This window comes from Achromobacter sp. 18P8.1.1 (genome assembly GCF_057799415.1).
On sequence record NZ_JBYOKH010000011.1, the window covers coordinates 102,746 to 125,206 of the forward strand.

The following is a 22,461-nucleotide window of genomic DNA, read 5'->3' on the forward strand; positions in this document are numbered from 1 at the left end:
AATGGCTGGCTCAGTGCTCGATGTATTGGGGCATGCGGCCGCGGGGCGCCGCATCGGCCGGCCGCGGCGTCTGTTTGTCGGGCTCCTTGCCCGACCCGTCGATCGGTTCGATCCGGGGATCGTCCCAATTACCCGTCACCGAATACTCCATGGTCATCGCCCGCGCCAACGGTTGCTTGAGCAGCCATTGCGTGACGAACGCACCCAGGCCGATTAATGGGTTCACGGCCAGCGCCGTCACCATGGCCGCGCCGCTGGCGTCCAGGTTCGGAATCACCACTGCCTTCAGGTCCCAGCGCTCGCGGATGATATTGACCCCGCCCGCCAGGACGATCGTGGCCACGGGGCCGGTGATCTTGTAGCCTTCGGTGGACATTTGCCCGTCCGCCATCTTCACGCGCCCCCGGATGGTGTCGAACGGAAAGCCGTCGCGCAGCAGGTTGGTCGGGTTCACGTCCAGCCGGGCCAGCCGCTGCAGCGATTGGAGCGACAGCAACTCCAGCAGCCGCGCCGTGCGGGAGTTCACATGCATGAAACGGCCCTTGTCCAGGCTGACATCGACTTCGCCCGCCACGTCGGCGATGTTGTGGGTCCAGGGCAGATTCCGCCATGTCGCCTTGCCGACCGCCGAGCCTTCGCCGCCGGACACCATGTTCTCGAAGCCGATCCGATTCAAGAACTTGCCCAGGTCGACGAATTTGGCCGTGGCATCCACCGTCAGTCCCCGATCCGGCCCCTCCAGCCGCCAGTTGCCCGTGGCGTTCAGATTGGCCGCGTCGTTGGTGATCGACAATTTATCCAGGCGCCACTGGTGGCCGCGTTCCAGATTGGTGCCCACCACTTGAAGCTCGCCCACGTTCTTGCCATACAGGAAGAACTCCTTGGCTTGCAGGTCGATCGCCGGGATATCCGACAAGTCGTTGCCGGACGCCAGGGCCTTGTCGGCCTCGTTGGTGTCGTCGGCGCCGCCAAATGACAGGTGCTTCAGGCGGGCGGTGATCTGGCCGGCGATCGCACCCGAGGCTTCCCGCCACTCCAGCGACCCCGTCGCCTGCCGCGACTGGATATCCACCCGCCACTGCGCCGGCCCCGGCCGGGTCGCGTATAGCGTCAGGTCGTTCAGCGTGTAGCCGCTGGCGCGCAGCAGGCCGGTCGCCAGGCTGACGCGCTCGGGTTCCGGGAACACCGGCTTGGCCGCTGTTTTCTTGGCCCCGCTCTTGCCGGCGGGCGCGTCAAAGCCATCCAGCACGGTTTCCCACCCGTCCATGTCCAGTTCCGGCAGGCTGGCGTTCAGGCTCATTCCGCGCTCGGGCAAGCTGGCTGGCCGGCCGATGCCCAGTGCGCCCCGCGCAAAGTAAGACGGTGCTGCATCGCCCGGATCGCGCTCGAACAGCGCATTGACGTTTTCGCCCAGGCTTGCGGTCAACCAGCGCCGGCCCTTGGTGCCGCGGTCCTGCGCCGCGCCCCATTGCAGCTTCAGCAACTGGGACGACGAGGCGGGCTTGCCCGCTGGCGCCGGCATATCGATCGCCATGCCGGCCAGGTCGGACTCCATCGATATCTCGACCGAACCGCCCTTCTGGTATCCCACGCGGCCCTTGTAAGCGGCCTTGCCGCTGAAACGCGCCATGGACGGCGTATTGCTCAATTGCGACAAGCCCGAGCCGGCCAGGGTGCCGTCGAAATGCAGGGCATCCGACCCTTGCGCGAGCGTCCCGGAAATCTTGACCGGCCCGCCCAGGAACTGCGCCCGAATATCCTTGGCCTGGACGCCCTTCTCCGAAAACTCCAGATCACCGTGCATCTGGCTCAGCAAGGGCATTTCGGGCATGAAGGTGAAGGTGTTTTCCGAAAACACGATACGTCCCTGAACCTGGGTGTCGTCCGTGTTGAGCAGCGGCACTTTCAGCTTCAGCGGCAGGCGCCAGTCACCCGTGCCGCGAGCCTCGTCCAAAGCGCCGTCCAGCAGTTCGCCCAAGGGGGAATTCGCGGCCACCGCCAAATAGGCCGGAACGGGGCCCGAGGTCTCGCCATCAAGCAGCAGCTCAGCGTTGTGGTCCATATCGGGAATCGTCGCCGTCACGGCACCCAGGTTGACCGTCTGGCCCGCCCCAGTGCGCATTAGGGCGCCGCCCGGGCTGTCCAGCGTCAGGCTTACCTTGTCGATGCGGAAACTGCCGGACAGGTTCTCCAGCATGGGCCAGCCCTTGCGGTGCGGCCGGGCCGGCGCATAGTCGACCTTGGCGCCGGCATAGGCGCCGGCGATCACGAATTCACCCGCGACGCCCGGCGAATTGAACGGAAAGTCGTCCAGGTCCCCTTTCAGCGTGATGGCGGCCGAACGCATTTCGCCCGCCGGCAAGCCGGTAGCCAGCCACTCGCGGGCGTCCGCATTAACCTCCAGGGGCAGGTAGCGGTGTATGGACGGCATCGAACCGCGCACCATCGTGCCGCGCATGTCGGCGCTGCCCGCCGCCGTCTTGCCCTCGCGCCGCCATTGACCCTGCAAGCGCACCTCCAGGTCATCGTTAACCACATGCAATTGCGCCACGTCCACGAACCAGTTCTGGGCGTCCGGCCCCTTGATCTGGGCATCCAGCGCCAGCTCGCGCGCCGCCAGCGTGGGTTCTTCGAATACGCCCGGCAGCGTCACCCGCAGCTGCTGCACCGCGCCCTTGATCGACGCGTCCGCCGCGCCCGGGCTGCGTGCGAGCGGCAAGTCGTCGATCTGCATGAAGTCGCCGGGCAGGCCCTGTATGCGAAATTGGCCCGAAGCGCCGCTTACCGCGGGGCCGTCCTTGCCCGCCGACCAGTTCACGCCCCTGACGGCGATGTCCGAGGTCAATTCGGTGAATTTACCCCGGTCCAGTTGCAGCCAGGCCCGGCCCGCGATCCGGCCAGCAACCTGGGGCGGCTTTACCCATGGCGCCCAGGCCAGCGGCTCCACGTCATCGGCTTCGGCGTAAAGCTGACCGCTCCAGTTTGCGGGATTGGCGGCGTTCGCGGCGAACAGGCTGCGGTTGAATTCCCCACGCAGCTCCACCTTGCGGGCCAGGGCCTCGCCGGCGGAGGCCTGCAGCACAAAGCGGTGCGACAGGCTGCCATTGCGCATCAGGAAATCGACGCTGTTCAAGGTCAGCGCCGGCGCTTGACGCAAATCGTCCTGCCAGACGACGGTCGCGTCACGTATCAGCAGTTCACGCTGGGCAACGAGCCAGCGCAGGGCCGGATGGTTCAGGTCGGACTCATGGTCACTGGCATTCAGGTCGATGTCCTGCCCGGCCACCCACAGATGATTGGCGGTGTCGCGCCGCAGGGTGAGTTCGGGCTTTTCCACCCGCAAGCGCACCAGCGTGGGCGACAACGCCAGGATGCTGCGCCACGCCAGCACGGCCGAGACGGAAGGCAGGGTCAGGACCGGTGCGGCTTCGTCGTCGTAAACCTGTACGGCAGTAAGATCGAGTTTGGGATTCAGCCCCTGCCAGTTGGCCTGGATGCCGCCGATGGTGACGCGCGCGCCCAGCGTCTGGCTGGCGTACGCCTCTATCTGCGGACGCCACTGATCCACGCGCGGCAAAACCCAGTAACGTACGCCCAGGAGACCGATGGCCACCACGCCATAAATAGTCAGCGCGACCCAAAACAGGCAGCAGAGCACGCGACGCGCGTGCGGCGTGGGGACGGTGTTTGAAACAGACACGGATCGTGTGTGGTGGGCAGGAGAAGATGTCTTGCGGTATCGTCCCCACTTATACCTGAAACGCGCCCATTCGTCTCCCGCCCTTACGCCATGTCATCGTCTCCTATGCTTGCCCCCGCCCTTGCCTGGTCCGGTCACCTGCGCCGCCGCCTGGATGCCCATCCCGATCTGGCCGCCTGGCTGACGGACGCCGTGCAAGAGCCAGTTACTCCGGCCCGCCTGGCGCAATGGCAGGCTGAATTGGCCGGGCCTGACGCCACCCCTACGCTGCCCGTGGACACCTGCCGCATGGTGCTGCGCAAGCTGCGCGAGCGCGTGTTCAGCACGTTGATCGTGCGCGACCTGGCGGGCCAGGCAGACCTGGAGGAAGTGGTCGGCGCGATGACCACGCTGGCCGATATCGCGGTGGCCGCAGCCTACCGCAGCGTGGCGGCGGAGCTGGCGGCCGTGCACGGCGTGCCGCGCGATCCGGCTACCGCCAAGCCGCAGGAAATGCTGATCGTCGGCATGGGCAAACTCGGCGGCTGCGAACTGAACGTGTCGTCCGACATCGACCTGATCATGCTGTACGGCGAAGAAGGCGAAACCGACGGCCCGCGCCGCATCAGCCATCACGAGTTCTACGGCCGCCTGACGCGGCGCATGATGCCGGTCATTTCCGAAGTGGACGCCAACGGCCAGGTATTCCGCACCGACTTGCGCCTGCGCCCCGACGGCGACTCCGGCCCGCTGGCCTGGAGCCTGGACGCGCTTGAGCACTATCTGATTGGCCAGGGCCGCGAGTGGGAACGCTATGCCTGGCTGAAGGCCCGCCTGATGCCCGCCCAGGCCTTCGAAGGCAGCGACAGCGCGCCGCAGGCCCGGCAGTTGGAAAGCCTGCGCGTGCCGTTCGTCTATCGCAAATATTTCGATTTCGACGCGCTGGCCGCGCTGCGCGCGCTGCGCGAGCGCATCCGCCAGGACTGGCAACGGCGAGCCATGGCGCGCAACGGCATCGACAGCGCCAACAACATCAAGCTGGGTGACGGCGGCATCCGCGAGATCGAGTTCGTCGTGCAATTGGCCCAGTTGATCCGAGGCGGCCGGATGCCCGCGCTGCAAAAGCGCGGCCTGCTTGAAGCGCTGCACGCCGAACAACTGGCGGGCCTGGTACCGGAAGACGACGCGCGGAGGCTGGAGGAAGCCTACCGCTACCTGCGCCGCACCGAACATGCCTTGCAGTACCGCGAAGACGAGCAGACCCATCTGCTGCCCGGCGATCCGGCCCAGCGCGCCGCGCTGGCCGCCGCCCTGGGCATGAGCCCGGAAGCATTCGAAAGCACGCTTGCCGCGCACCGCAAGTTCGTCTCGCAGACCTTCCGCAACGTGTTCCGCATGGTGGGCATGGGCGACGCTGAAGACACCAGCATGCCGGCCGACGACGCTCCCGAAACGCCCGACAACGAATGCGAGCTTGCCGAACAGATCCGACAGGCCTTCGGCGACGAAGCGCAAGACCTGCTGCGCCGAACCGAAACCCTGCTGGGCAGCCACCGCGTGCGCAGCCTGCCCGACAGCAGCCGCCGCCGCATGGAAGCCTTGCTGCCGGCCGCCCTGCGCGCCGCGCGCCAGACCCCGGCGCCGTTGGACGCGGCCGTCCGCCTGTTTGACCTGATCGAAAAGATCGCGCAGCGCAGCGCCTACCTGGCGCTCTTGGCCGAATACCCGGATACGCTGGCGCGCGTGGCGCGCATGGTCGCCGCCAGCCCCTGGGCCGCGCAGTACCTGACCCAGCATCCCTTGCTGCTGGACAGTCTGATCGATTGGCGCACGCTGTTCGAACCCTTGGACTTCGCACAGATCGCCCGGCAACTGACCGCCGACCTGGACGCCTGCAAGCTGCCCGACGGCGATCCCGACATCGAGCGCCAGATGAACCTGATGCGCGACGTGCAGCGCCAGGCCAGCTTCCAATTGCTGGCGCAGGATCTGGAAGGCGAGCTCACCGTCGAAAAACTGGCGGACCAGTTGTCGGCGCTAGCCGACCTGCTGCTGGCCGAAACCATCCGCCGCGCCTGGCCGCTCGTGAACAAGGTGCCGGGCGCCCTGCCCCATTTCGCCGTCATCGCCTATGGCAAGCTGGGCGGCAAGGAACTGGGCTATGCCTCGGACCTGGATCTGGTTTTCCTGTTTGACGATCCGCGCGAGGACGCGGCCGAGGTCTACGCGAAACTGGGCCGGCGCATGACGTCCTGGCTGTCGACCATGACCTCGTCTGGCCGGCTCTACGAGGTGGACCTGCGCCTGCGGCCGGACGGCGATGCCGGGCTGCTGGCGGTTTCGATGGAAGCCTTCGAGCAATACCAGAACAAGCATGCCTGGGCCTGGGAGCATCAGGCGTTGACCCGCGCGCGCCATGCTGCGGGCGATGCCGACGTGGGCGCCCGGTTCGAGAAGATCCGCGAAGCCATCCTGGTGCAGCCCCGCGACCAGGCGGCGCTGCGCGCTGAAGTGCTGGCCATGCGTGAAAAAATCAATGCCGGCCACCCGAACACCAGCCAGAAGTTCGACTTAAAGCATGACCGGGGCGGCATGGTCGATGTGGAATTCGTCACGCAGTACCTGGTGCTGTGCTACGCGGGAACGCACCCGGTGCTGGTGCGTAACCTGGGCAACATCACCCTGCTGCGCCTGGCCAGCGAGGCCGGCCTGATCGCGCCTGAACTGGCCACGCGTGCCGCCGACGCCTACCGCACCCTGCGCCGCGTGCAGCATCAGCTGCGCATGCAGGGGGTGGAGAAAGCGCGCGTGGGGCCGGAACAGCTGGTGGAGGAACGCGCTGCGGTGCGCGAGCTCTGGGACGCGGTGCTGGGCTAAGCCCGGCAACTCGCGGTAAAATAAGGGGTTTTCCGCCTTTTTTGCCTGCAAGCCATGTCCGAACTCGTCCGCCCCAAGCTTGACCTCCCCGCTGGCCGCAGCAAGGTGCTGATGCACTCCTGCTGCGCGCCCTGTTCCGGCGAAGTCATGGAAGCCATGACGGCCTCCGGCATCGACTACGCGATTTACTTCTACAACCCGAACATCCATCCGGTCAAAGAGTACGAGATCCGCAAGCAGGAGAACATCCGCTTCGCCGAACAGCACGGCATCGAATTCATCGATGCCGACTACGACATGGACAACTGGTTCGACCGCGTCAAGGGAATGGAAAACGCCCCCGAACGCGGCGAACGCTGCACCGCCTGCTTCGACATGCGCTTTGAGCGCACCGCGCTGTACGCGCACGAGCACGGGTTCGACACCATCACCAGCTCGCTCGGCATTTCGCGCTGGAAGGACATGAACCAGATCAACGGCTGCGGCGAACGCGCCGCCGCCCGCTACGACGACCTGGTCTACTGGACCTACAACTGGCGCAAGGGCGGCGGTTCCGCCCGCATGATCGAAATCAGCAAGCGCGAGAACTTCTATCAGCAGGAATACTGCGGCTGCGTCTATTCCCTGCGCGACACCAACCGCCACCGCCGTTCGCAAGGCCGCGACCGCATCCATATCGGCGTGAAGTTCTACGGCAAGGAAGACCTGATCAACGAAGAGCTGCTCTGAGCCCAGCGCAGCAGTGATCCGGCCGGGTGGACCCTAGCGCGCCTGCCGGCGGTATTCCGAGGGCGACGCGCCATACCGCTTGCGGAACGCGTGGCTGAATCGCGCTGCGTCCGAAAACCCGAACCGGTAGGCGATATCGCCGATCTGCCTCACGGACTGCGTCGCGTCGCACAGCGCCTCCCGGCTGCGCTCCAGCCGGGCGCTGAGGATGAAATCGGCAGGCGTGGTGGCTGCCAGCGCGAACAGGTTGTACAGATAGCGCCGCGACATCCGAAACGCCGCGGCCGCGGATGCCGGCGACAAGGCCGGATCGTGCAGGTTTTCAAGAATGTGCTGCTGGACGCGGCGCAACTGCGCCTGCTTCAGGCCCGCCTGGTCTTGCTCGGCCTGCCCCCCGGCCCGCTCGCTGATATCCAGCCCCATCATCTGCAATACCGCATTGGCCGCATCGCGCGCCGCGCTTTCGGACAAGTGGGCGTGTTCGCCCAACGCCACGCGCAACAGGTCCATGGCCATGCGGCCACAGCCATGCTGGCCGCTGAAATTGCGGGCCACGGCGTTCTGCATATACGGTTGCCAGGCCTCGGTCTGCTTGCCCGGCACCTGCATCACCAAAAAATGCGCGCCGTCATCCACATCGACCTCGTACGGCCGGGTGGTGTCGTAAATGCTCCACTCCCCCGGCATCAGCAAGGCGGTGCGATTCGATTGGCGGATTTCGCTGCGGCCCGCCAATTGCAGCGTGACCTTGTAGCCGGCTTCCTCGGCACGGGCCGCAAGCAATTTGCTGCGACGTACGCGTTGCGCGCTGCTGTGCAATTCGCTGACCTGCATCCAGCCCAGGCAGCCCACCGCCACGCTGTTGCGAAAACGCGTGGGGAATACAGCGGATACTTCCAGTGGCACGAACGTGCTGCTGATACTTTCCTGCCAGCTGGCGCAATCCAGGAAGTGCCTGGGCGCGCTGTGCAAAAGGGATGATGACATGGCGACTCCGGCGTCTCGAAACGGCGTGCCTTTTGTGCCGTGGACAGCCCGCCCGGCGGCACAGCTACAGCGTTGAATGGAAATGCTGCCTCTTTCTAGCACTGCGCGTCGGGAGGGAGTATCGGTGACAACCCCTAACTGCCTGCCGGTCTACGGTTTCCTGTCGCTGCCATACGAGTATTCGGACAACGTGAATCCCATCGACGTGAGCTTTTCAGCCAGTTCGTGGCGCACCGGCACCACGTCGTCGTAGCGATTCGGCCGCGCTGCCGCAACCTCCGCTTCGGTATAGGGTTTGAAATCCGCCGGCAACTGGGCCCTGCTGAATTCGCCCAGCACCCAGTTCAGCACCGCCGCAAGCTCGGCGTTGCTCAGTTGCGAATGCGCGGCGCCCGGCACGCGAATCAAGTATTCGCGGCCCGCCGGCAGATGCGTGAACGCGCCGACCGATTGGCGGAAGTCCGGTATGCCATGCGGGCTGCTGCCCCGGCCATCCACGCGGTGGCAGCCTGCGCACTGCAGCACATAGTCGGCGCGCACGGCTTGCCGCAGACGCTCAGCATCGGCGGCGTCCCGGGCGGCAATGCCGCCTTCCTGCGCCGCCGCGCCCTGCATCGCGCACAGCAGGACGGCAAGGGAAATTCCCCCGCGCCATCCTGCCGACGGCCGCCCCCAAGGCCTCATGGCTTGGGCGCTGCCTTGGGTTGTGGCTTGGCCAGCCCCACGATCACCGAGGTCGTGCAGTGGAAGATCGACGACTCGTTGGACATGCACCAGTTCACGTCGTTATGCAGGAACATCTGGTAGCCCGGACGTTCGCGTTCGGCCGACGCGCACATGCACTTGCCGCAAGCCGTCTTACCGCAGCAGTCGTTGTAGCTGATGAGGTAGTCCTTGCCATCCAGCGGATTGTGGCACGTTCCCACCCATGACACGGCCGACGGCGACGTGCCGGGCGGGCATGACGTCATGCTGCCGCCGCAGCACGAGCACAGGAAGCCGTCCACCGCGCAGTAGCGCCAGTAATCGCAGGCCGTGTCGTCCATCTGCGGCTTCTTGCCCGCCGCAGGGGCCGAACGCGCCACCGGCAGCACCGGCATCAGGAACGCGGTTCCCACCAGCAGCTTGCCGATACGGTTCAGCACGCTGCGGCGCGACGTGGTGTGCGCGACGGAGCGCGTAGCGCGCTCGCCAAGTTTATCCAGCCAATGCATTGCCGCTCTCCTTGCGGGAAATCCGGGTCTCGTCCATGCCCGCGGCCAGGAAATCCTGTACCGACGCCACGCCCAGTTCCTTGGCCGTGAACAGGCTTTCCAGCTGCTCACGGGAATTGATCAGGCCCTTGGCGCGCAAGACGCCCGACTCGTCGATCAGCACCGCGTACGGCAATTTGCTGATCTGGAACTTCATGCCCAGTTCGGTCGACAGCAGATACGGGAACCGTTCCAGCCCGGCCTGCTTGTAGAACGCCAGGTGCTCGGGCATTTCGCCGTCGCTGGCCAGCACGATGCGCAGCCAGGCGCTTTCGGTACTGGCCACCGATTTGAGGATGGGCAGCAGCTTCTTGCACACGGGGCAGGTGGGCGACAGGAAGAACAGCAGTTGGCTGTGCTGCCCGCGTTCGCCGATGGTGATGCGGCGCCCCAGCAGGTCGGGCAGCGCAAAGCGCGGTGCGGCCTCGCCCACAGCGGGCCCCTTGTCCATCGTCAGCGCCCCCATCGGCGCCACGCGTTCGTACAGCACGCCGATCTGACGCGACAGGGCCAGGATGACCAGCACCAGGCACAGCACCACGCCCCACAACAGGAAATTGGAAATGATCAAGGCATCCATATGAAACTCCTTCAAAGATTCCGCAGCTTGAGATGCGAGGCCAAGAGGTGATTGGCAGTGAAGTACAGGCCCACGGCGGTCATCGCCAGGCCGAAAACCGCAGCGGCGTCCGCCCATTGCAGATGGCGCGATTGCCCAGCCGCCGCGATCAGCACCGGTGCCGTCCATAGCGCCAGCACCGCATTGCGCAGCACCAGCCACCACGACAGCCCGCCGCCCTGCGCGCCGTCGCGCCCCCGGGAGGCGGGGCCGCCGCAGCCGCAATCGATGTCGCGGTGCCCGCGCGCCAGGTTGTAGGCCAGCCCCAGCGTCGCCACCAGCAACACCAGCAAGGCCAGCGCCGCGCCCCAAGCCTGGAGCGAGGGCATCAGCAACATGGCGCCCGCCGCGGCTTCCGCCAGCGCATACCCACGCGCGAACGCGCCGCTCAGGCTGGAAGGCAGGATCTCGTAGGCGGCGACGGCGCGGGAGAACCCCGCCAGGTCTTTCAGCTTTTCAAGCGCCCCCAGCAGCAGCACGCACGCCAACGCGGCGCTAGCGCCATAGAGCAGGACCGGATCGTTCATTTCGGGCCTCCTGTGGGTTGCGGTTCGACTTGCAACGCGGTCTCGCCCGCCGCCTGGATCGTGGTCTTGAACACGGGGGCCACGGGCGCCGCGTCATAGATGTTGACGTTGCCCCCGTCGATGGTGAACAGGCGCGGCTTGTCGTCTTGCGAGACCGACATCGACAAGGCGTTCTTGCCGGGCACGCGCGCCAGGCGCTTGTGCGTGGCCAGGTCGTACACCCAGATCTCGGCGGCGGGCGTCTTGTGCGTGCCTTCCGCGCCATTCGGATGCATGCCCACGTACAGCCGCTTGGACGCCCGATTGATGGCCAGCAGGTTGTAGCCACCGGGCCGCCAGCCGCGGTCCTTGCCCGACGCGTCCAGCAGCGACCACGGGGCGCCGAAGCTGACTTCCTTGCCGCTGAAGTCGGCGCTGTAGACGTTGCCGTTGTAGGACACGAAATAGAAGGTATCGCCCACGTTCTCGGTATGCGTGAAGATGGGGTCTTTCTCAAGCTCGAACATCGGTTTGCTGCGCTGCTGGCCGGCGGGCTTGCCGGCGGCATCCAGGTCGATGGTCAGCAGGCCGCCGTCGCCGCAGATGGTGGCAAAGCTGCGCGGACGCGAGGGCAGCGGGATGATGCTCCAGCACCCTGCCGCGGCCGTGACCTCGTCGGCGAACTGGCGGGTCTTCAAGTCCACCACCGTGACCGATGTCGCAGGCGTGGCGTTCTGCACGAACAACAGTTCGCCGTCGGTGCTCTGGCGCAGGTAGTTGCGGTAGTTCAGCGCCTGCGCGCGCTTCTGCGGAATCGGCACTTCGTACTTGGGAGTCAGCGTCTCGGCGTCCCAGGCCTCGATCACGTCGGTGCGCTTGCCCCGGTTGAGCCGTTCGTAATAGGTCGTCATGACATAAATATCGCGGCCGTCTGCCGACACCGTCATGTGGCCGTTGAATGACGTGGGCACCAGCCCCAGGAATTTCCCGGAATCGCCGTCGTAAATGTTGACCCGGCTGTCGACCAGGTGGTTGAAGGCCGCATCCATCACGTACAGCCGGTGCGGCGTGGCCGGGGGCAAGCGGGTGCCGCCCTTGAGTTCTTCCACGGGCAGGTCCGCCCAGGCCAGGCCCGTGGCGCTTGCCAGGGCGGCGCACAGCGCCCACCGTCCGGCCCGCGATGCGCGTGATGTGGCTCGAAGCGCAATCATCGATATTCTCCTCTCATGATCCGGTTTCCTAGAACGCGTAGACGTAGCGCAACTGCACGCCCCGCATCCGCGGCCCGTTCTCGACCTTCAGGTCGTGGATGTACTGCATCTGAATCTGGTTGGCGTCGTTGATCTGATGCGTCAGTTCGACGGCCAGCTGGTGATTGCGCGCGCTGGTAGCGACGGTTTCGCCCGAGGACGTCTCGCGCCCGCCGGTTTCATAGCGATAGCGGATGCCCGTGTAGGTGTCGGGCGTCAGGTTGGTGGACGCCAGCGCAAAGAAGCGGAACGACGGGTCTTTCTTCAGCGTCTGCCCGTACCAGTCGGTGTTGCGTCCGTAGATTTCCACTTCGGCGATGGCCTCCAGGAACGTGGATTCGCCCACGCCCTTGACGAACGAGAAGTCCTGGATGGTGGACCACCGGTTCTTGCCCGGAGACACGTCCGGACGCGAGCGGTCGTAGCGGCCCACCGGCGCCACGATGAAGGGCTCCCAGGCGAACCAGGTCTTGGTCTGCTCATTGTTGTACAGCCAGATCGCCGAGCCCAGCGTCACGTCGCCAATGCCGGTCTGGTGGTCGCCCGGCGCGCCGGGCAAGTCCAGCGACGTCCGGTACATGGGCACGATGAATTCCAGCTGCACGGTCTTGCCGTAGAAATCGCGGTAGTGCATCTGGCGATAGATCAACGCGTTCACGTCCAGGGACGCGCCGTCCACCCGCTTGCCTTCCGAGTACAGCCCCGACGAGCGCAGGCCCGCCAGGTACCCCGCCACGATGTTGGTGCCCACAGGCGCCGGTATCCAGTCGCGTGCGCTGGGGTCGCCCGCCCAAGCCGGCTGCGTCGCGCTCGCCCATGCCAGCACCAGCGCGGCGCCCGCCCGGGCGCGGCCATATATCTTGCTTGCCATGCACTTCCCCTTGGTCTTGCGAACGCGCCGCCGCCGGTATCTCCCGGCTTGGCCAGCGCGCCGCTACGTTCTAGTACGCGATGCAGACGGACTTCTTCTCCAGGTACATCTCGATCACGGCACGGCCGTGTTCGCGGCCGATGCCGGATTGCTTGAATCCGCCAAACGGCATGTTGGGATCCAGCATGTTGTGGGTGTTGACCCACACCGTGCCCGCGTCGATGCGCGGGATCAGGCGCTGCACGCGCGACAGGTCATTGCTCCAGAGGCTGGCGCCCAGGCCGAAGGCGCTGTCGTTGGCCAGCCGCACGGCGTCATCCAGCGTGTCGAACGGCTGCGCCACGACGACGGGGCCGAAGATCTCTTCCTGTGCGATGCGAGCGTCTTGCCGCACGTCGGTAAAGACGGTGGGCTGCACGAAATAGCCCGCGCCGTCACCGGCGCCGCCGCCCGCCAGCACGCGACCGCCTTCGGCCCGGCCGATACCGATGTAATCCATGACGCGCTGTTGATGCCGGGCCGAGATCAGCGGCCCGATCTGCGTGGCCGCGTCAAAACCGGAGCCCAGCGTCAGGCTGGCTGCCACATCGGCCAACCCCTGCACGACTTTGGCGTACAGGCCCTGCTGCACATACAGGCGCGACCCGGCCGTGCAGACTTGACCCTGGTTGAAGAAGATGGCCGCGGCGGCGCCCTGGACGGCGCGGTCGACGTCGCAATCGTCCAGCACGATCACGGGCGACTTGCCGCCCAATTCCAGCGACACACGCTTCATGTCGTCCATCGCGGCCCGCCCGATCAGCTTGCCGACCTCGGTAGAGCCGGTGAACGCGATCTTGTCGATGCCGGGATGCGCCACCAGCGCGGCGCCTGCGGTTTCGCCGCGCCCCGTGATCACGTTGACCACGCCGGGCGGAAAGCCGGCTTCCAGCGCGAGTTCGGCCAGCCGCAAGGCGGTCAGGGGCGTTTCCTCGGCGGGTTTGAGCACGACGGTGCAGCCGACGGCCAACGCCGGCGCGATTTTCCACACCGCCATCAGCAGCGGGAAGTTCCACGGGATGATCGCGCCCACCACGCCGACGGGCTGCGCCAGGGTGTAGGCGCTGTATTCGACGCCTGGCGGAAAGGGGATCGACAAGGACAGGGTGTCGCCCGTGATCTTGGTGGCCCAACCGGCCATGTAGCGCAGCCACTGGGCGCCCGCGCCCACTTCCAGCCCTTGGGCGATACCCAGGAGCTTGCCGTTGTTCAACGTTTCCAGCCGGGCCAGTTCGGTGCCGTGCTGCTCCAGCAGGTCTGCCAGCTTCAGCAGCAGACGTTCACGGCCTGCGGGCAGCATGTCGTGCCAGGGCCCGGAGGCAAAGGCGCGGCGCGCGGCCTGGACCGCCAGGTCCACTTGCGCGGGGCCGGCATCCGGCTGATGCGCGATGACCTGGCCCGTAGCCGGGTCGTAGACGGGGATCGGCTTGCCCTGCCCTTCATGCACCGGCTTGCCGTCGATCAGCATGAATTCCCTGATCGCGCCCAATTCCGGGCGGTCGCCCCCTGCCGGGCCGGCGGTCGAATCGCTTGGGAAAGACATCTGAAGCTCCAACGAAAAGTGTGGGAGCCAGAATAGCAACGGCATTTCAGGCTGGCTTGTCGGGCCGTGCATGGGGATTTGTCATTCTGCGCACGCGGACCTTGCATGAAAAAGGCCAGACCAACCGCGCTTTGGCGGTCGACCTGGCCCATTGCAGGCTCGCCAGGGAGCCCGCGCGGCGGATATCGCCGATCAGTCCAGCATCAGCACCGTGGCGCCCGTGGTCTTGCGCGAGGCCAGCGCGGTCTGCGCTTCGCCCACTTGCTCCAGGCTGTAGCGCTGGTCGATACGGACCTTGATCTTCTTCTTCAGCACCAGGTCGAACACCTCTTCGGATGCGGCTTGCAGCTTTTCCAGCGTGTTCACATGCACGCCCAGCGACGGACGCGTGACGTACAGGCTGCCCTTCTGGTTCAGCACGGCCAGGTTGACGCCGGCGACGGGGCCGGAGGCATTGCCGAAGCTGACCATCAGCCCGCGCGGCTCGATGCAGTCCAGCGAGGTTTCCCAGGTGTCCTTGCCCACGCCGTCATACACCACCGGCACCTTCTTGCCGCCGGTCAGTTCCAGCACGCGTTCCGCGACGTTCTCGCGCGAGTAGTCGATGGTTTCCCAGGCCCCGTTGGCGCGGGCCAGTTCCGCCTTTTCCGGGCTGGAGACCGTGCCGATCAGCTTCACGCCCAGGGCCTTGGCCCATTGGCAAGCGATCAGGCCCACGCCGCCGGCGGCCGCGTGGAACAGAATGGTTTCGCCGCCTTGCAGGCGATAGGTCTGGCGGAACAGGTACTGCACCGTCAGGCCCTTGAGCATCAGCGCGGCGGCTTCATCGAAACCGATGCCCTTGGGCACCTTGACGACCTGGTTGGCCGGCACGTTGCGCGCTTTGGCGTAGGCACCGATGGGGCTCTGGCCGTAGGCGACGCGGTCACCCTTCTTCAGATGCTTGACGTCTGCGCCCACGGCGGTGACCACCCCGGCAGCTTCAAAGCCCAAGCCGTGCGGCAGCGGATGCGGATACAAGCCCGTGCGGAAATAGATATCGATGAAATTCAGGCCGGCGGCGTGCTGTTCGATGGTGACTTCATTGGCGGCGGGCGGCAGGACTTCCACCTCGACCAGCTTCAGGACTTCGGGACCACCGTGCTGCTCGATACGAATTGCCTTGACGAGATTGCTGGCCATGCTGGCCTCCTTTCATGGGAAATAAATGGGGTGTAACCGGGAAAACCAGACTTCAGCGCGGCGGGCGAGCCTCGCGCAGCGTGGCGGACGCCTGCTTGCCGGCGCCAACGCCCATCAGGGCGAGTACACCGGCCAGCACCAACGCGGTCCCTGCCATCTGCCATACGGTGATGGGCTCATTCAGGAACCACGACGCCAGGAACAGCACCGACACCGGCCCCACCATGCCCAGCAGCGACGCCGTGGGCGCGCCAATCAGCGACACCGCCCACATCAGCATGAAGACCGGCACCACCGTGTTCAGCGTGGCATGGATCACGGAATATCCGTAGACCCCGGCCGGTTGAATCAGCATCGACGGCGGATGAATCACGAAAAACTGGATGATGCAGGCCACGCACGACACCAGCATGGCATAGGCCACCAGGCGCGTCGGGCCGACCCGCTTGATCAGTTCGCCAGAACAAATCAGGTAGACAGAATAGCTTGCCGCCGAGCCAAAAACGAACAAAGACCCTAACAGCACCTCGCCACCGCCGCCAAAGGACAGGTCGTGGGCGAACACCAGCACCACGCCCGCATAGGACAGCACCATGGCGAGCCACTGCCGGCGCTCGACCGGCCGCTTGAACCAGAACGCCGACAGCAGCACCACGAGCGAGGGCGACAGGAAGAGGATCAGGCGCTCGAGGCTGGCGGTGATATACCGCAGGCCCAGGAAATCCAGGAAGCTGGACAGGTAGTAGCCCAGCAGGCCCAGCACGATGACCTGCACACGTTCCTTGGCCGTCATGACCACGATTTCGCCGCGGGCGGCGCGGCGCGACTGATGCCAGGCCACGGCCGCGAAGAACGGCATGGCGAACAGCATGCGGAAGGCGATGAGGGTGACCGCGTCGATGCCGTAGCGGTAGGTGAATTTGACGACGATCGCCTTGGCCGAAAACAGCACCGCGCCAAGCGTCGCCATGAGGATTCCGGCCGCGCGGCCGGACAGGTAGGAAGGCGGCAAAAACTTGGCAAGACGATTCATGCGATGATTTTAGATTCAGTGCAAAGCGATTTGCACGCCCATCTATGCTTTTTGGCATCAAATTCCCCTACGCATGACCCGACAACGCGCTCTGACCCAAATCCATATTGCCGCCGTGCTATTCGGCCTGACCGGCGTCTTCGGGGAGTTGATCCAGGCCAGCGCCGCCGTCATCACGCTGGGGCGGGCGATCTTCGCGGTGATTTCGCTGGGCGTGTTTGCCCGCATGCGTCGCAAGCCCCTGCTGGGCGTCCTGACGCCCGCACAGTTGTTCGTGCTGGTGATCGCCGGCGCGCTGCTGGCCACGCACTGGGTCACCTTCTTCATTTCGGTCAAGGTCGGCGGCATCGCCATCGCCACGCTGGGCTTCGCCAGCTTTCCTGCCTTCATCACGCTGTTCGAAGGTCTGATCTTCCGGGAGCGCATCCGGGCGGCCGAGTGGATGCTGCTGGGGCTGGTTACCGCCGGCTTGGTCCTGGTCACGCCGTCTTTCGACTTCGCCGACCAGGGCACGATCGGCCTGGCATGGGGGCTGCTGTCCGGCCTGACCTTCGCCCTGCTGGCCCTGAGCAACCGCCGGTCGGCCTCTGGCATGGACCCGATGCAGGTGGCCTGCTGGCAGAACGTGGTGGTGGCGCTGGTCATGGTGCCGTTCGCCGTGGGCCAGTTGCCCGCCTTGCCCGCCGTGGATTGGTTCTGGCTGGCCTTGCTGGGCGTTTTCTGCACGGGACTGTCGCACTACCTGTTCGTCTCCAGCCTGACCCGCCTGAATGCACGGACCGCCGGCCTGGTGATCGCCCTGGAACCCGTCTACGCCATCGCCTTCGCGTGGGCGCTTTTCAGCCAGGAGCCCACGCCGCGCATGATTGCGGGCGCCGCCCTGATCGTGGCCGCCATCGTCTGGTCGGGCCTGCGCAAGAGCGCGGCCACGGAAGCCGGTCCGGCCCCAAAAACACAGCCTTGACAATAACTGACTAGGCAGTAAAATTCGGCGCATGAATGCCGAAACTCCCCCGCCGTCGTCAGATACTCCTACCCACTACCGCAACGACAACCGCTGCATGGTGGAAGACAACGCCGGCTACCTGATCAAGCTTGCCTATCATTCCCTGACCCGGATGCTGGACCAGGAAATGGCCCCGCTGGGCCTGACCGCCATGCAATGGCGGCCGCTCGCCATGGTGTTCCTGGGCCGTGCCGATACCCCCGCCGAACTGGCGCGGCTGAACGACATGGACACCGGCGCCATGACCCGCGCGCTAGACCGCCTGGAAGCCAAAGGCCTGCTGCGCCGCACGCGCAGCCAGACTGACCGCCGCGTCGTGAAGATCGAACTCACGGAATTGGGCGAGGCCAAGGCCCGCGAAATCCCCCCGAATATCGCTCGTTCGCTGAACCATCACCTGCGGGGTTTTTCGGCGGACGAAGTCACTCAGTTGATGCATTTCATGCGCCGCATGATCGCCAACGGCTCCGCCTCCAGCGCCGCGCCTGAACGCTGACGGCGCTCTCCCCTGCGCGCCCCGCCCCATTCACCTGGGGTTTTATTTGGCATAATATTTGCCTAGGCAAATACAGATTAATCAATTACTTTCAGCAAACAGTCAGGATGAAACGCCTTCTTTCTACCGTATTGGTGCTGGCCCTGAGCGGTTGCGCACTGATGGAACCCGGGCCCGAGCCCGTTGCGGCGCTGGATGCAGCCAAGCTGGGACTGACCGGCGGCCAAGATACGGCCTGGCCTAACACGCAATGGTGGCAGCGCTACGGCGACACCCAACTCAATGCCCTCATGGACGAAGCGCTGGCCAACAGCCCGTCGATGAGCGCCGCGCAAGCCCGCCTGGCCAAAGCCAATGCCGCCGTCAGCACGGCCCGCGCTCCACTGATGCCCCGCGTGGATGCCGATTACTCGCTGACCCGCGAACACCTCTCGTCGGACTACATCTACCCGGCCCCGCTGGGCGGCTCCGTCGTCAGCGACAACCGGCTGGCGCTGGACTTCAGCTATGAGCTGGACTTCTGGGGCAAGAACCGGTCGCGCCTGAAGTCGGCCGTGTCCGACCGCGAAGCGGCCGTCGCCGACGCGCAAGCCGCCCGCAATATGCTGGCCAGCGCCACGGTCCGCGCCTATCTGAACCTGCAGAATGCCTTTGCGCAGCGCGACGTGCTCAAGCGCGTGATCGCGCAACGCGCCGACGTGCTGTCCCTGACGCAGGGCCGCTACACCGCCGGCCTGGACACCCAGGTGGAAGTGAAGCAGGCGGAATCGTCGCTGGCCGCCGGCCGCGTGGAATTGACCCAGACCGAAACCACGCTGGCACAGCTGCGCAACCAGGTCGCCGCGCTGACCGGCGCGGGCCCGCAACGCGGCCAATCGCTCGTGGCTGTCGACTTGACCGCCCCCGCAGGGGTAGTGCCGGCCCAAATCCCGCTGGATCTGCTGGGCCACCGCCCCGATGTCGTCGCGTCCCGCTGGCGCGCCGAGGCCGCCCGCAGCGCCATCGATACCGCCAAGGCCGAGTTCTACCCCAACGTCAACCTGACCGCCTTCGCCGGCTTCCAGGCCCTCGGCACTGGAAACCTGCTGGGCGCCGCCGCGCGCACCGCCGGCTTCGGTCCGGCCATCACGCTGCCCATCTTCCACGGCGGCGAATTGAACGCCAACCTGGCGGGCCGCCGCGCCGACGCCGATCTGGCCGTCTCGGACTACAACCAGTCCGTGCTGGACGCCGTGCACCAAGTGGCCGATGCGCTGGACGGTTTGCGCCTGCTGGATCAGGAACGGGCGCAGCAACGCCAGGCCCGCGAAGCGATCGAAGCCGCCTATGACCTGGCGGTGAACCGCTACAAGGCCGGCCTGGGCAACTACATCACCGTGCTCATCGCGCAGACCGGCGTGCTGACGCAAGCCCGCATGGACACCGACCTGCGCATCCGCGCGTATCAGCTGGATGCCAATCTGGCCAACGCGCTGGGCGGCGGCTATGCCCCAGGGACCGAGCCAGGCACCGCGCCTGCCGCCCAGGCGCCGTCCGTCCCCGCCACGAACCCCATTCATTGAACGATCCCCGGATTCAGACGTCATGAACGCTGCCACCCCCACGACCAACCCCGCCCGTAAACGCCTGCTGTTGCTGGCCACCGGCGTCTTCATTCTTATCGCCATCGCCTACGGCATCTGGTGGGCCCTGTTCGGCGCCCACTTCGAAAGCACCGACGACGCCTACGTACATGGCAACCTGGTGCAGATCACGCCGCAAGTGCCCGGCACGGTCATCGCCATCGAAGCCGATGACACCGAGACCGTCGTTGCCGGCCAGCCGCTGTTGCGCCTGGACCCTGCCGACACCGACGTGGCCCTGCAACAGGCTCAGGCCAAACTGGCGCAGATGGTTCGCCAGGTCCGCACCTACTACGTGCAAAATGATGCGCTGGCCGCCGACGTCGATCTGCGCAACGCCGACATCATGCGCGCCCAGGCCGAACTGACCCGCGCGCAAAGCGACGTCACCCGCCGCCAGCAACTGGCCAAGTCCGGCGGCGTCAGCGGTGAAGAAATCCTGCACGCCGAAGCCGCCCTGAAGTCCGCCCAGTCCGGCTTGGCGCAAGCCCGCGCCTCCCTGGCCGCATCGCGCGCCAAGCTGGCCACCAACCAGGCCCTGACGCAAGGCACCACGGTTGCCAACCACCCCGACGTACTCCAGGCCGCGGCCGGCCTGCGCAATGCCTGGCTGGCGCAATCCCGCACGGTGCTGCCGGCGCCTGTCAGCGGCGTCATCGCCCGTCGCAGCGCGCAGGTTGGCCAGCGCGTCGCCCCCGGTAATGCGCTGATGACGGTGGTCCCGCTGGATCAGGTCTGGGTGGAAGCCAACTTCAAGGAAGGCCAGTTGCGCAAGATGCGCATCGGCCAACCGGTCAAGATGGTGGCCGACCTGTACGGCAGCGCGGTGACCTACCACGGCAAGATCTCGGGCCTGGACGCCGGCACCGGCAGCGCCTTTGCCTTGCTGCCCGCGCAGAACGCCACCGGCAACTGGATCAAGGTGGTGCAGCGCGTGCCCGTGCGCATCACGCTGGACCCCGAAGACCTGAAGACGCATCCGCTGCGCGTCGGCCTGTCCATGGACGTGGAAGTCGATGTGGGCAAGCAGGAAGGCGAGCCGCTGACGCAGGCCTCCCGCAAGGAACCGGCCTGGTCGACCCGCGCCTTCGAACCCGCGCACGATGAAGTCGACACCATGATCACCAAAATCATCCAGGACAACCTGGCATCATGAGCACGACCGCCCAGCCCGCGGGCGCTGGCGCGCCCGATGTGCCGCCGGTCCTGCCGGCAGGCACCTACCCCCCGCTGGAAGGCGCGACCCGCATCATCGGGTCGATCGCCCTGTCCACCGCGGTCTTCATGAACGTGCTGGACACCTCGATCGCGAACGTGTCCATCCCCACCATCTCGGGCGACCTGGGCGTGAGTTCCAGCCAGGGCACCTGGGTCATCACGTCGTTCGCCGTCGCCAACGCCATCACGGTGCCCTTGACCGGCTGGCTGACACAGCGCTTCGGCCAGGTACGCCTGTTCCTGATTTCAACGCTGCTGTTCGTGCTGGCGTCTTGGCTGTGCGGCTTTTCGCCGTCGCTTGAGGCCCTGATCGCCTTCCGCGTCCTGCAAGGCGCGGTGGCCGGCCCGATGATTCCGCTGTCGCAGACGCTGATGCTGGCCAGCTTCCCCAAGTCCAAGGCGGGCATGGCGCTGGCGGTGTGGTCCATGACTACGCTGGTCGCGCCCGTTGCCGGGCCATTGCTGGGCGGCTGGATCTCGGACAACTACACGTGGCCCTGGATCTTCTACATCAACGTGCCGGTCGGCCTGCTTGCGGCCTGGATCAGCTGGCGCATCTATGGCAACCGCGAATCCCTGACGCGCAAGCTGCCCATCGACAAGCTGGGCCTGGTGCTGCTGGTCGTCTGGGTCGGCGCCTTGCAGATCATGCTGGACAAGGGCAAGGAACTGGACTGGTTCGCCAGCCCGACCATCATCGCGCTGGCTGCGACCGCCTTTGTGGCCTTCGTCTTCTTCCTGATCTGGGAACTGACCGACGCCCACCCCGTCGTGGACCTGCGCCTGTTCAAGATCCGCAACTTCACGGTCGGCGCCCTGACGCTGGCGGTGGCGTACGGCGTCTTCTTCGGCAACGTCGTGCTGCTGCCCCTGTGGCTGCAAAGCAATATGGGGTACACGGCGACCTACGCCGGCCTGGTGACGGCGCCGGTGGGCCTGCTGGCCATCCTGCTGACGCCGCTGGTGGGAAAGATGTTGGCAACGCGCGATCCGCGCCAGATCGTGACGGTGGCCTTCCTGATCTTCGCACTGGTCTGCTTCATGCGTTCGGGCTTCAATACGCAGACCGACGTGCGCACCCTGATGATTCCGACCATCATCCAGGGCGCGGCGATGGCGGCATTCTTCGTGCCGCTGACCTCGATCACGCTGTCCAGCATTGAACCGTGGCGCATCCCCGCGGCCTCGGGGCTGTCGAACTTCCTGCGCCTGACGGCCGGCGCGTTCGGCACCTCGATCGCCACCACGCTGTGGGAAAACCGCGCCACCATGCACCACTCGCAGCTGACCGAAATCGCCAAGCCCGGTCAGCAGGCGTTCGACCAGACGCTGAATTCCTTGCAGAACGGGTTAGGCATGTCGCACCAGCAGGCCCTGACTATGGTGGACGGGCTGATCAATGCACAGGCATTCACCATGTCCGCCGTGGACGTGTTCTACGCCTCGGCGATCATCTTCCTGATGCTGACGGGGTTGGTCTGGTTCGCGCGCCCCCGCTCCACCAAGGCCGGCGGCGGCGGCGCGGCCGAAGCGGCGGCCGGCGCGCACTGA

At 65.9% G+C, this 22,461-nt stretch carries 18 protein-coding genes; 7 read left to right on the forward strand and 11 right to left on the reverse strand.

What is annotated here, in order from left to right:
* Positions 1 to 10: 10 nt before the first annotated feature.
* On the reverse strand, positions 11 to 3,700 hold the full coding sequence (locus AC27VE_RS09960) for a YhdP family protein (protein ID WP_488703735.1): 3,690 nt from the start codon (positions 3,698 to 3,700) through the stop codon (positions 11 to 13).
* 90 nt (positions 3,701 to 3,790) lie between these two features.
* Here AC27VE_RS09960 and glnE point away from each other — a divergent pair, with 90 nt between their 5' ends.
* Both glnE and AC27VE_RS09970 read left to right on the forward strand, forming a co-directional pair.
* Positions 3,791 to 6,556: a bifunctional [glutamate--ammonia ligase]-adenylyl-L-tyrosine phosphorylase/[glutamate--ammonia-ligase] adenylyltransferase gene (gene glnE / locus AC27VE_RS09965; RefSeq protein WP_488703736.1), complete on the forward strand. Its 2,766-nt coding sequence runs from the start codon at positions 3,791 to 3,793 to the stop codon at positions 6,554 to 6,556.
* Positions 6,557 to 6,610: 54 nt separating this feature from the next.
* Positions 6,611 to 7,285: an epoxyqueuosine reductase QueH gene (locus AC27VE_RS09970; protein ID WP_006227543.1), complete on the forward strand. Its 675-nt coding sequence runs from the start codon at positions 6,611 to 6,613 to the stop codon at positions 7,283 to 7,285.
* A gap of 33 nt (positions 7,286 to 7,318) precedes the next feature.
* On the opposite strand, the gene AC27VE_RS09975 is transcribed toward AC27VE_RS09970, so the two are convergent.
* The 10 genes from AC27VE_RS09975 to AC27VE_RS10020 all read right to left on the reverse strand — a co-directional run bounded on the left by AC27VE_RS09975 (position 7,319) and on the right by AC27VE_RS10020 (position 16,568).
* Complete coding sequence (locus AC27VE_RS09975) at positions 7,319 to 8,272, reverse strand: AraC-like ligand-binding domain-containing protein (protein ID WP_088590931.1); 954 nt, start codon at positions 8,270 to 8,272, stop codon at positions 7,319 to 7,321.
* Positions 8,273 to 8,422: 150 nt separating this feature from the next.
* The gene (locus AC27VE_RS09980) at positions 8,423 to 8,956 is read right to left on the reverse strand and encodes a cytochrome C (protein ID WP_488703737.1); all 534 of its coding nucleotides are present in this window, start codon (positions 8,954 to 8,956) and stop codon (positions 8,423 to 8,425) included.
* Positions 8,953 to 9,486 (reverse strand): methylamine dehydrogenase light chain, encoded by a 534-nt coding sequence (locus AC27VE_RS09985; RefSeq protein WP_006227546.1) that lies wholly within the window; start codon positions 9,484 to 9,486, stop codon positions 8,953 to 8,955. Before AC27VE_RS09985 ends, AC27VE_RS09980 begins: the two co-directional genes overlap by 4 nt.
* Positions 9,470 to 10,105 (reverse strand): methylamine dehydrogenase accessory protein MauD, encoded by a 636-nt coding sequence (mauD, locus tag AC27VE_RS09990; RefSeq protein WP_315136645.1) that lies wholly within the window; start codon positions 10,103 to 10,105, stop codon positions 9,470 to 9,472. Before mauD ends, AC27VE_RS09985 begins: the two co-directional genes overlap by 17 nt.
* A gap of 11 nt (positions 10,106 to 10,116) precedes the next feature.
* Positions 10,117 to 10,671 (reverse strand): MauE/DoxX family redox-associated membrane protein, encoded by a 555-nt coding sequence (locus tag AC27VE_RS09995; RefSeq protein WP_006227548.1) that lies wholly within the window; start codon positions 10,669 to 10,671, stop codon positions 10,117 to 10,119.
* Positions 10,668 to 11,861 (reverse strand): amine dehydrogenase large subunit, encoded by a 1,194-nt coding sequence (locus AC27VE_RS10000; RefSeq protein WP_006227549.1) that lies wholly within the window; start codon positions 11,859 to 11,861, stop codon positions 10,668 to 10,670. Before AC27VE_RS10000 ends, AC27VE_RS09995 begins: the two co-directional genes overlap by 4 nt.
* Before the next feature lie 28 nt (positions 11,862 to 11,889).
* A complete protein-coding gene (locus AC27VE_RS10005) occupies positions 11,890 to 12,771 on the reverse strand; it encodes a transporter (RefSeq protein ID WP_488703738.1) in 882 nt (293 codons plus the stop codon).
* A 70-nt stretch (positions 12,772 to 12,841) separates the two neighbouring features.
* Positions 12,842 to 14,353 carry a phenylacetaldehyde dehydrogenase StyD gene (styD, locus tag AC27VE_RS10010; protein WP_488703739.1) on the reverse strand — a complete coding sequence of 504 codons (1,512 nt, stop codon included), beginning with the start codon at positions 14,351 to 14,353 and terminating at the stop codon, positions 12,842 to 12,844.
* 192 nt (positions 14,354 to 14,545) lie between these two features.
* Positions 14,546 to 15,535 (reverse strand): quinone oxidoreductase family protein, encoded by a 990-nt coding sequence (locus AC27VE_RS10015; RefSeq protein ID WP_006227552.1) that lies wholly within the window; start codon positions 15,533 to 15,535, stop codon positions 14,546 to 14,548.
* Between the two features lie 52 nt (positions 15,536 to 15,587).
* Positions 15,588 to 16,568 carry a DMT family transporter gene (locus AC27VE_RS10020; RefSeq protein WP_488703740.1) on the reverse strand — a complete coding sequence of 327 codons (981 nt, stop codon included), beginning with the start codon at positions 16,566 to 16,568 and terminating at the stop codon, positions 15,588 to 15,590.
* Positions 16,569 to 16,641: 73 nt separating this feature from the next.
* On the opposite strand from AC27VE_RS10020, the gene AC27VE_RS10025 reads away from it, so the two are divergent.
* The 5 genes from AC27VE_RS10025 (at position 16,642) to AC27VE_RS10045 (ending at position 22,461) form a co-directional block, all read left to right on the forward strand.
* Positions 16,642 to 17,532, forward strand: coding sequence for a DMT family transporter (locus AC27VE_RS10025; RefSeq protein WP_315136633.1), 891 nt, complete (start codon positions 16,642 to 16,644; stop codon positions 17,530 to 17,532).
* Positions 17,533 to 17,563: 31 nt separating this feature from the next.
* Positions 17,564 to 18,070, forward strand: coding sequence for a MarR family winged helix-turn-helix transcriptional regulator (locus AC27VE_RS10030; protein WP_488703741.1), 507 nt, complete (start codon positions 17,564 to 17,566; stop codon positions 18,068 to 18,070).
* 107 nt (positions 18,071 to 18,177) lie between these two features.
* Positions 18,178 to 19,632, forward strand: a complete 1,455-nt coding sequence (locus AC27VE_RS10035) for an efflux transporter outer membrane subunit (protein WP_488703742.1) — start codon at positions 18,178 to 18,180, stop codon at positions 19,630 to 19,632.
* Between the two features lie 22 nt (positions 19,633 to 19,654).
* On the forward strand, positions 19,655 to 20,848 hold the full coding sequence (locus AC27VE_RS10040; RefSeq protein WP_488703743.1) for an EmrA/EmrK family multidrug efflux transporter periplasmic adaptor subunit: 1,194 nt from the start codon (positions 19,655 to 19,657) through the stop codon (positions 20,846 to 20,848).
* Complete coding sequence (locus AC27VE_RS10045; protein ID WP_234818413.1) at positions 20,845 to 22,461, forward strand: DHA2 family efflux MFS transporter permease subunit; 1,617 nt, start codon at positions 20,845 to 20,847, stop codon at positions 22,459 to 22,461. Before AC27VE_RS10040 ends, AC27VE_RS10045 begins: the two co-directional genes overlap by 4 nt.

Coding starts and splice junctions, on each gene's coding strand:
- AC27VE_RS10035 (WP_488703742.1), top strand. CDS start 18,178: ATGAAACGCCTTCTTTCTACCGTATTGGTGCTGGCCCTGAGCGGTTGC.
- AC27VE_RS10025 (WP_315136633.1), top strand. CDS start 16,642: ATGACCCGACAACGCGCTCTGACCCAAATCCATATTGCCGCCGTGCTA.
- AC27VE_RS10030 (WP_488703741.1), top strand. CDS start 17,564: ATGAATGCCGAAACTCCCCCGCCGTCGTCAGATACTCCTACCCACTAC.
- AC27VE_RS10045 (WP_234818413.1), top strand. CDS start 20,845: ATGAGCACGACCGCCCAGCCCGCGGGCGCTGGCGCGCCCGATGTGCCG.
- AC27VE_RS10040 (WP_488703743.1), top strand. CDS start 19,655: ATGAACGCTGCCACCCCCACGACCAACCCCGCCCGTAAACGCCTGCTG.
- AC27VE_RS10000 (WP_006227549.1), bottom strand. CDS start 11,861: ATGATTGCGCTTCGAGCCACATCACGCGCATCGCGGGCCGGACGGTGG.
- AC27VE_RS09995 (WP_006227548.1), bottom strand. CDS start 10,671: ATGAACGATCCGGTCCTGCTCTATGGCGCTAGCGCCGCGTTGGCGTGC.
- mauD (WP_315136645.1), bottom strand. CDS start 10,105: ATGGATGCCTTGATCATTTCCAATTTCCTGTTGTGGGGCGTGGTGCTG.
- AC27VE_RS10020 (WP_488703740.1), bottom strand. CDS start 16,568: ATGAATCGTCTTGCCAAGTTTTTGCCGCCTTCCTACCTGTCCGGCCGC.
- AC27VE_RS09980 (WP_488703737.1), bottom strand. CDS start 8,956: ATGAGGCCTTGGGGGCGGCCGTCGGCAGGATGGCGCGGGGGAATTTCC.
- glnE (WP_488703736.1), top strand. CDS start 3,791: ATGTCATCGTCTCCTATGCTTGCCCCCGCCCTTGCCTGGTCCGGTCAC.
- AC27VE_RS09975 (WP_088590931.1), bottom strand. CDS start 8,272: ATGTCATCATCCCTTTTGCACAGCGCGCCCAGGCACTTCCTGGATTGC.
- AC27VE_RS10005 (WP_488703738.1), bottom strand. CDS start 12,771: ATGGCAAGCAAGATATATGGCCGCGCCCGGGCGGGCGCCGCGCTGGTG.
- AC27VE_RS09970 (WP_006227543.1), top strand. CDS start 6,611: ATGTCCGAACTCGTCCGCCCCAAGCTTGACCTCCCCGCTGGCCGCAGC.
- AC27VE_RS10015 (WP_006227552.1), bottom strand. CDS start 15,535: ATGGCCAGCAATCTCGTCAAGGCAATTCGTATCGAGCAGCACGGTGGT.
- styD (WP_488703739.1), bottom strand. CDS start 14,353: ATGTCTTTCCCAAGCGATTCGACCGCCGGCCCGGCAGGGGGCGACCGC.
- AC27VE_RS09985 (WP_006227546.1), bottom strand. CDS start 9,486: ATGCATTGGCTGGATAAACTTGGCGAGCGCGCTACGCGCTCCGTCGCG.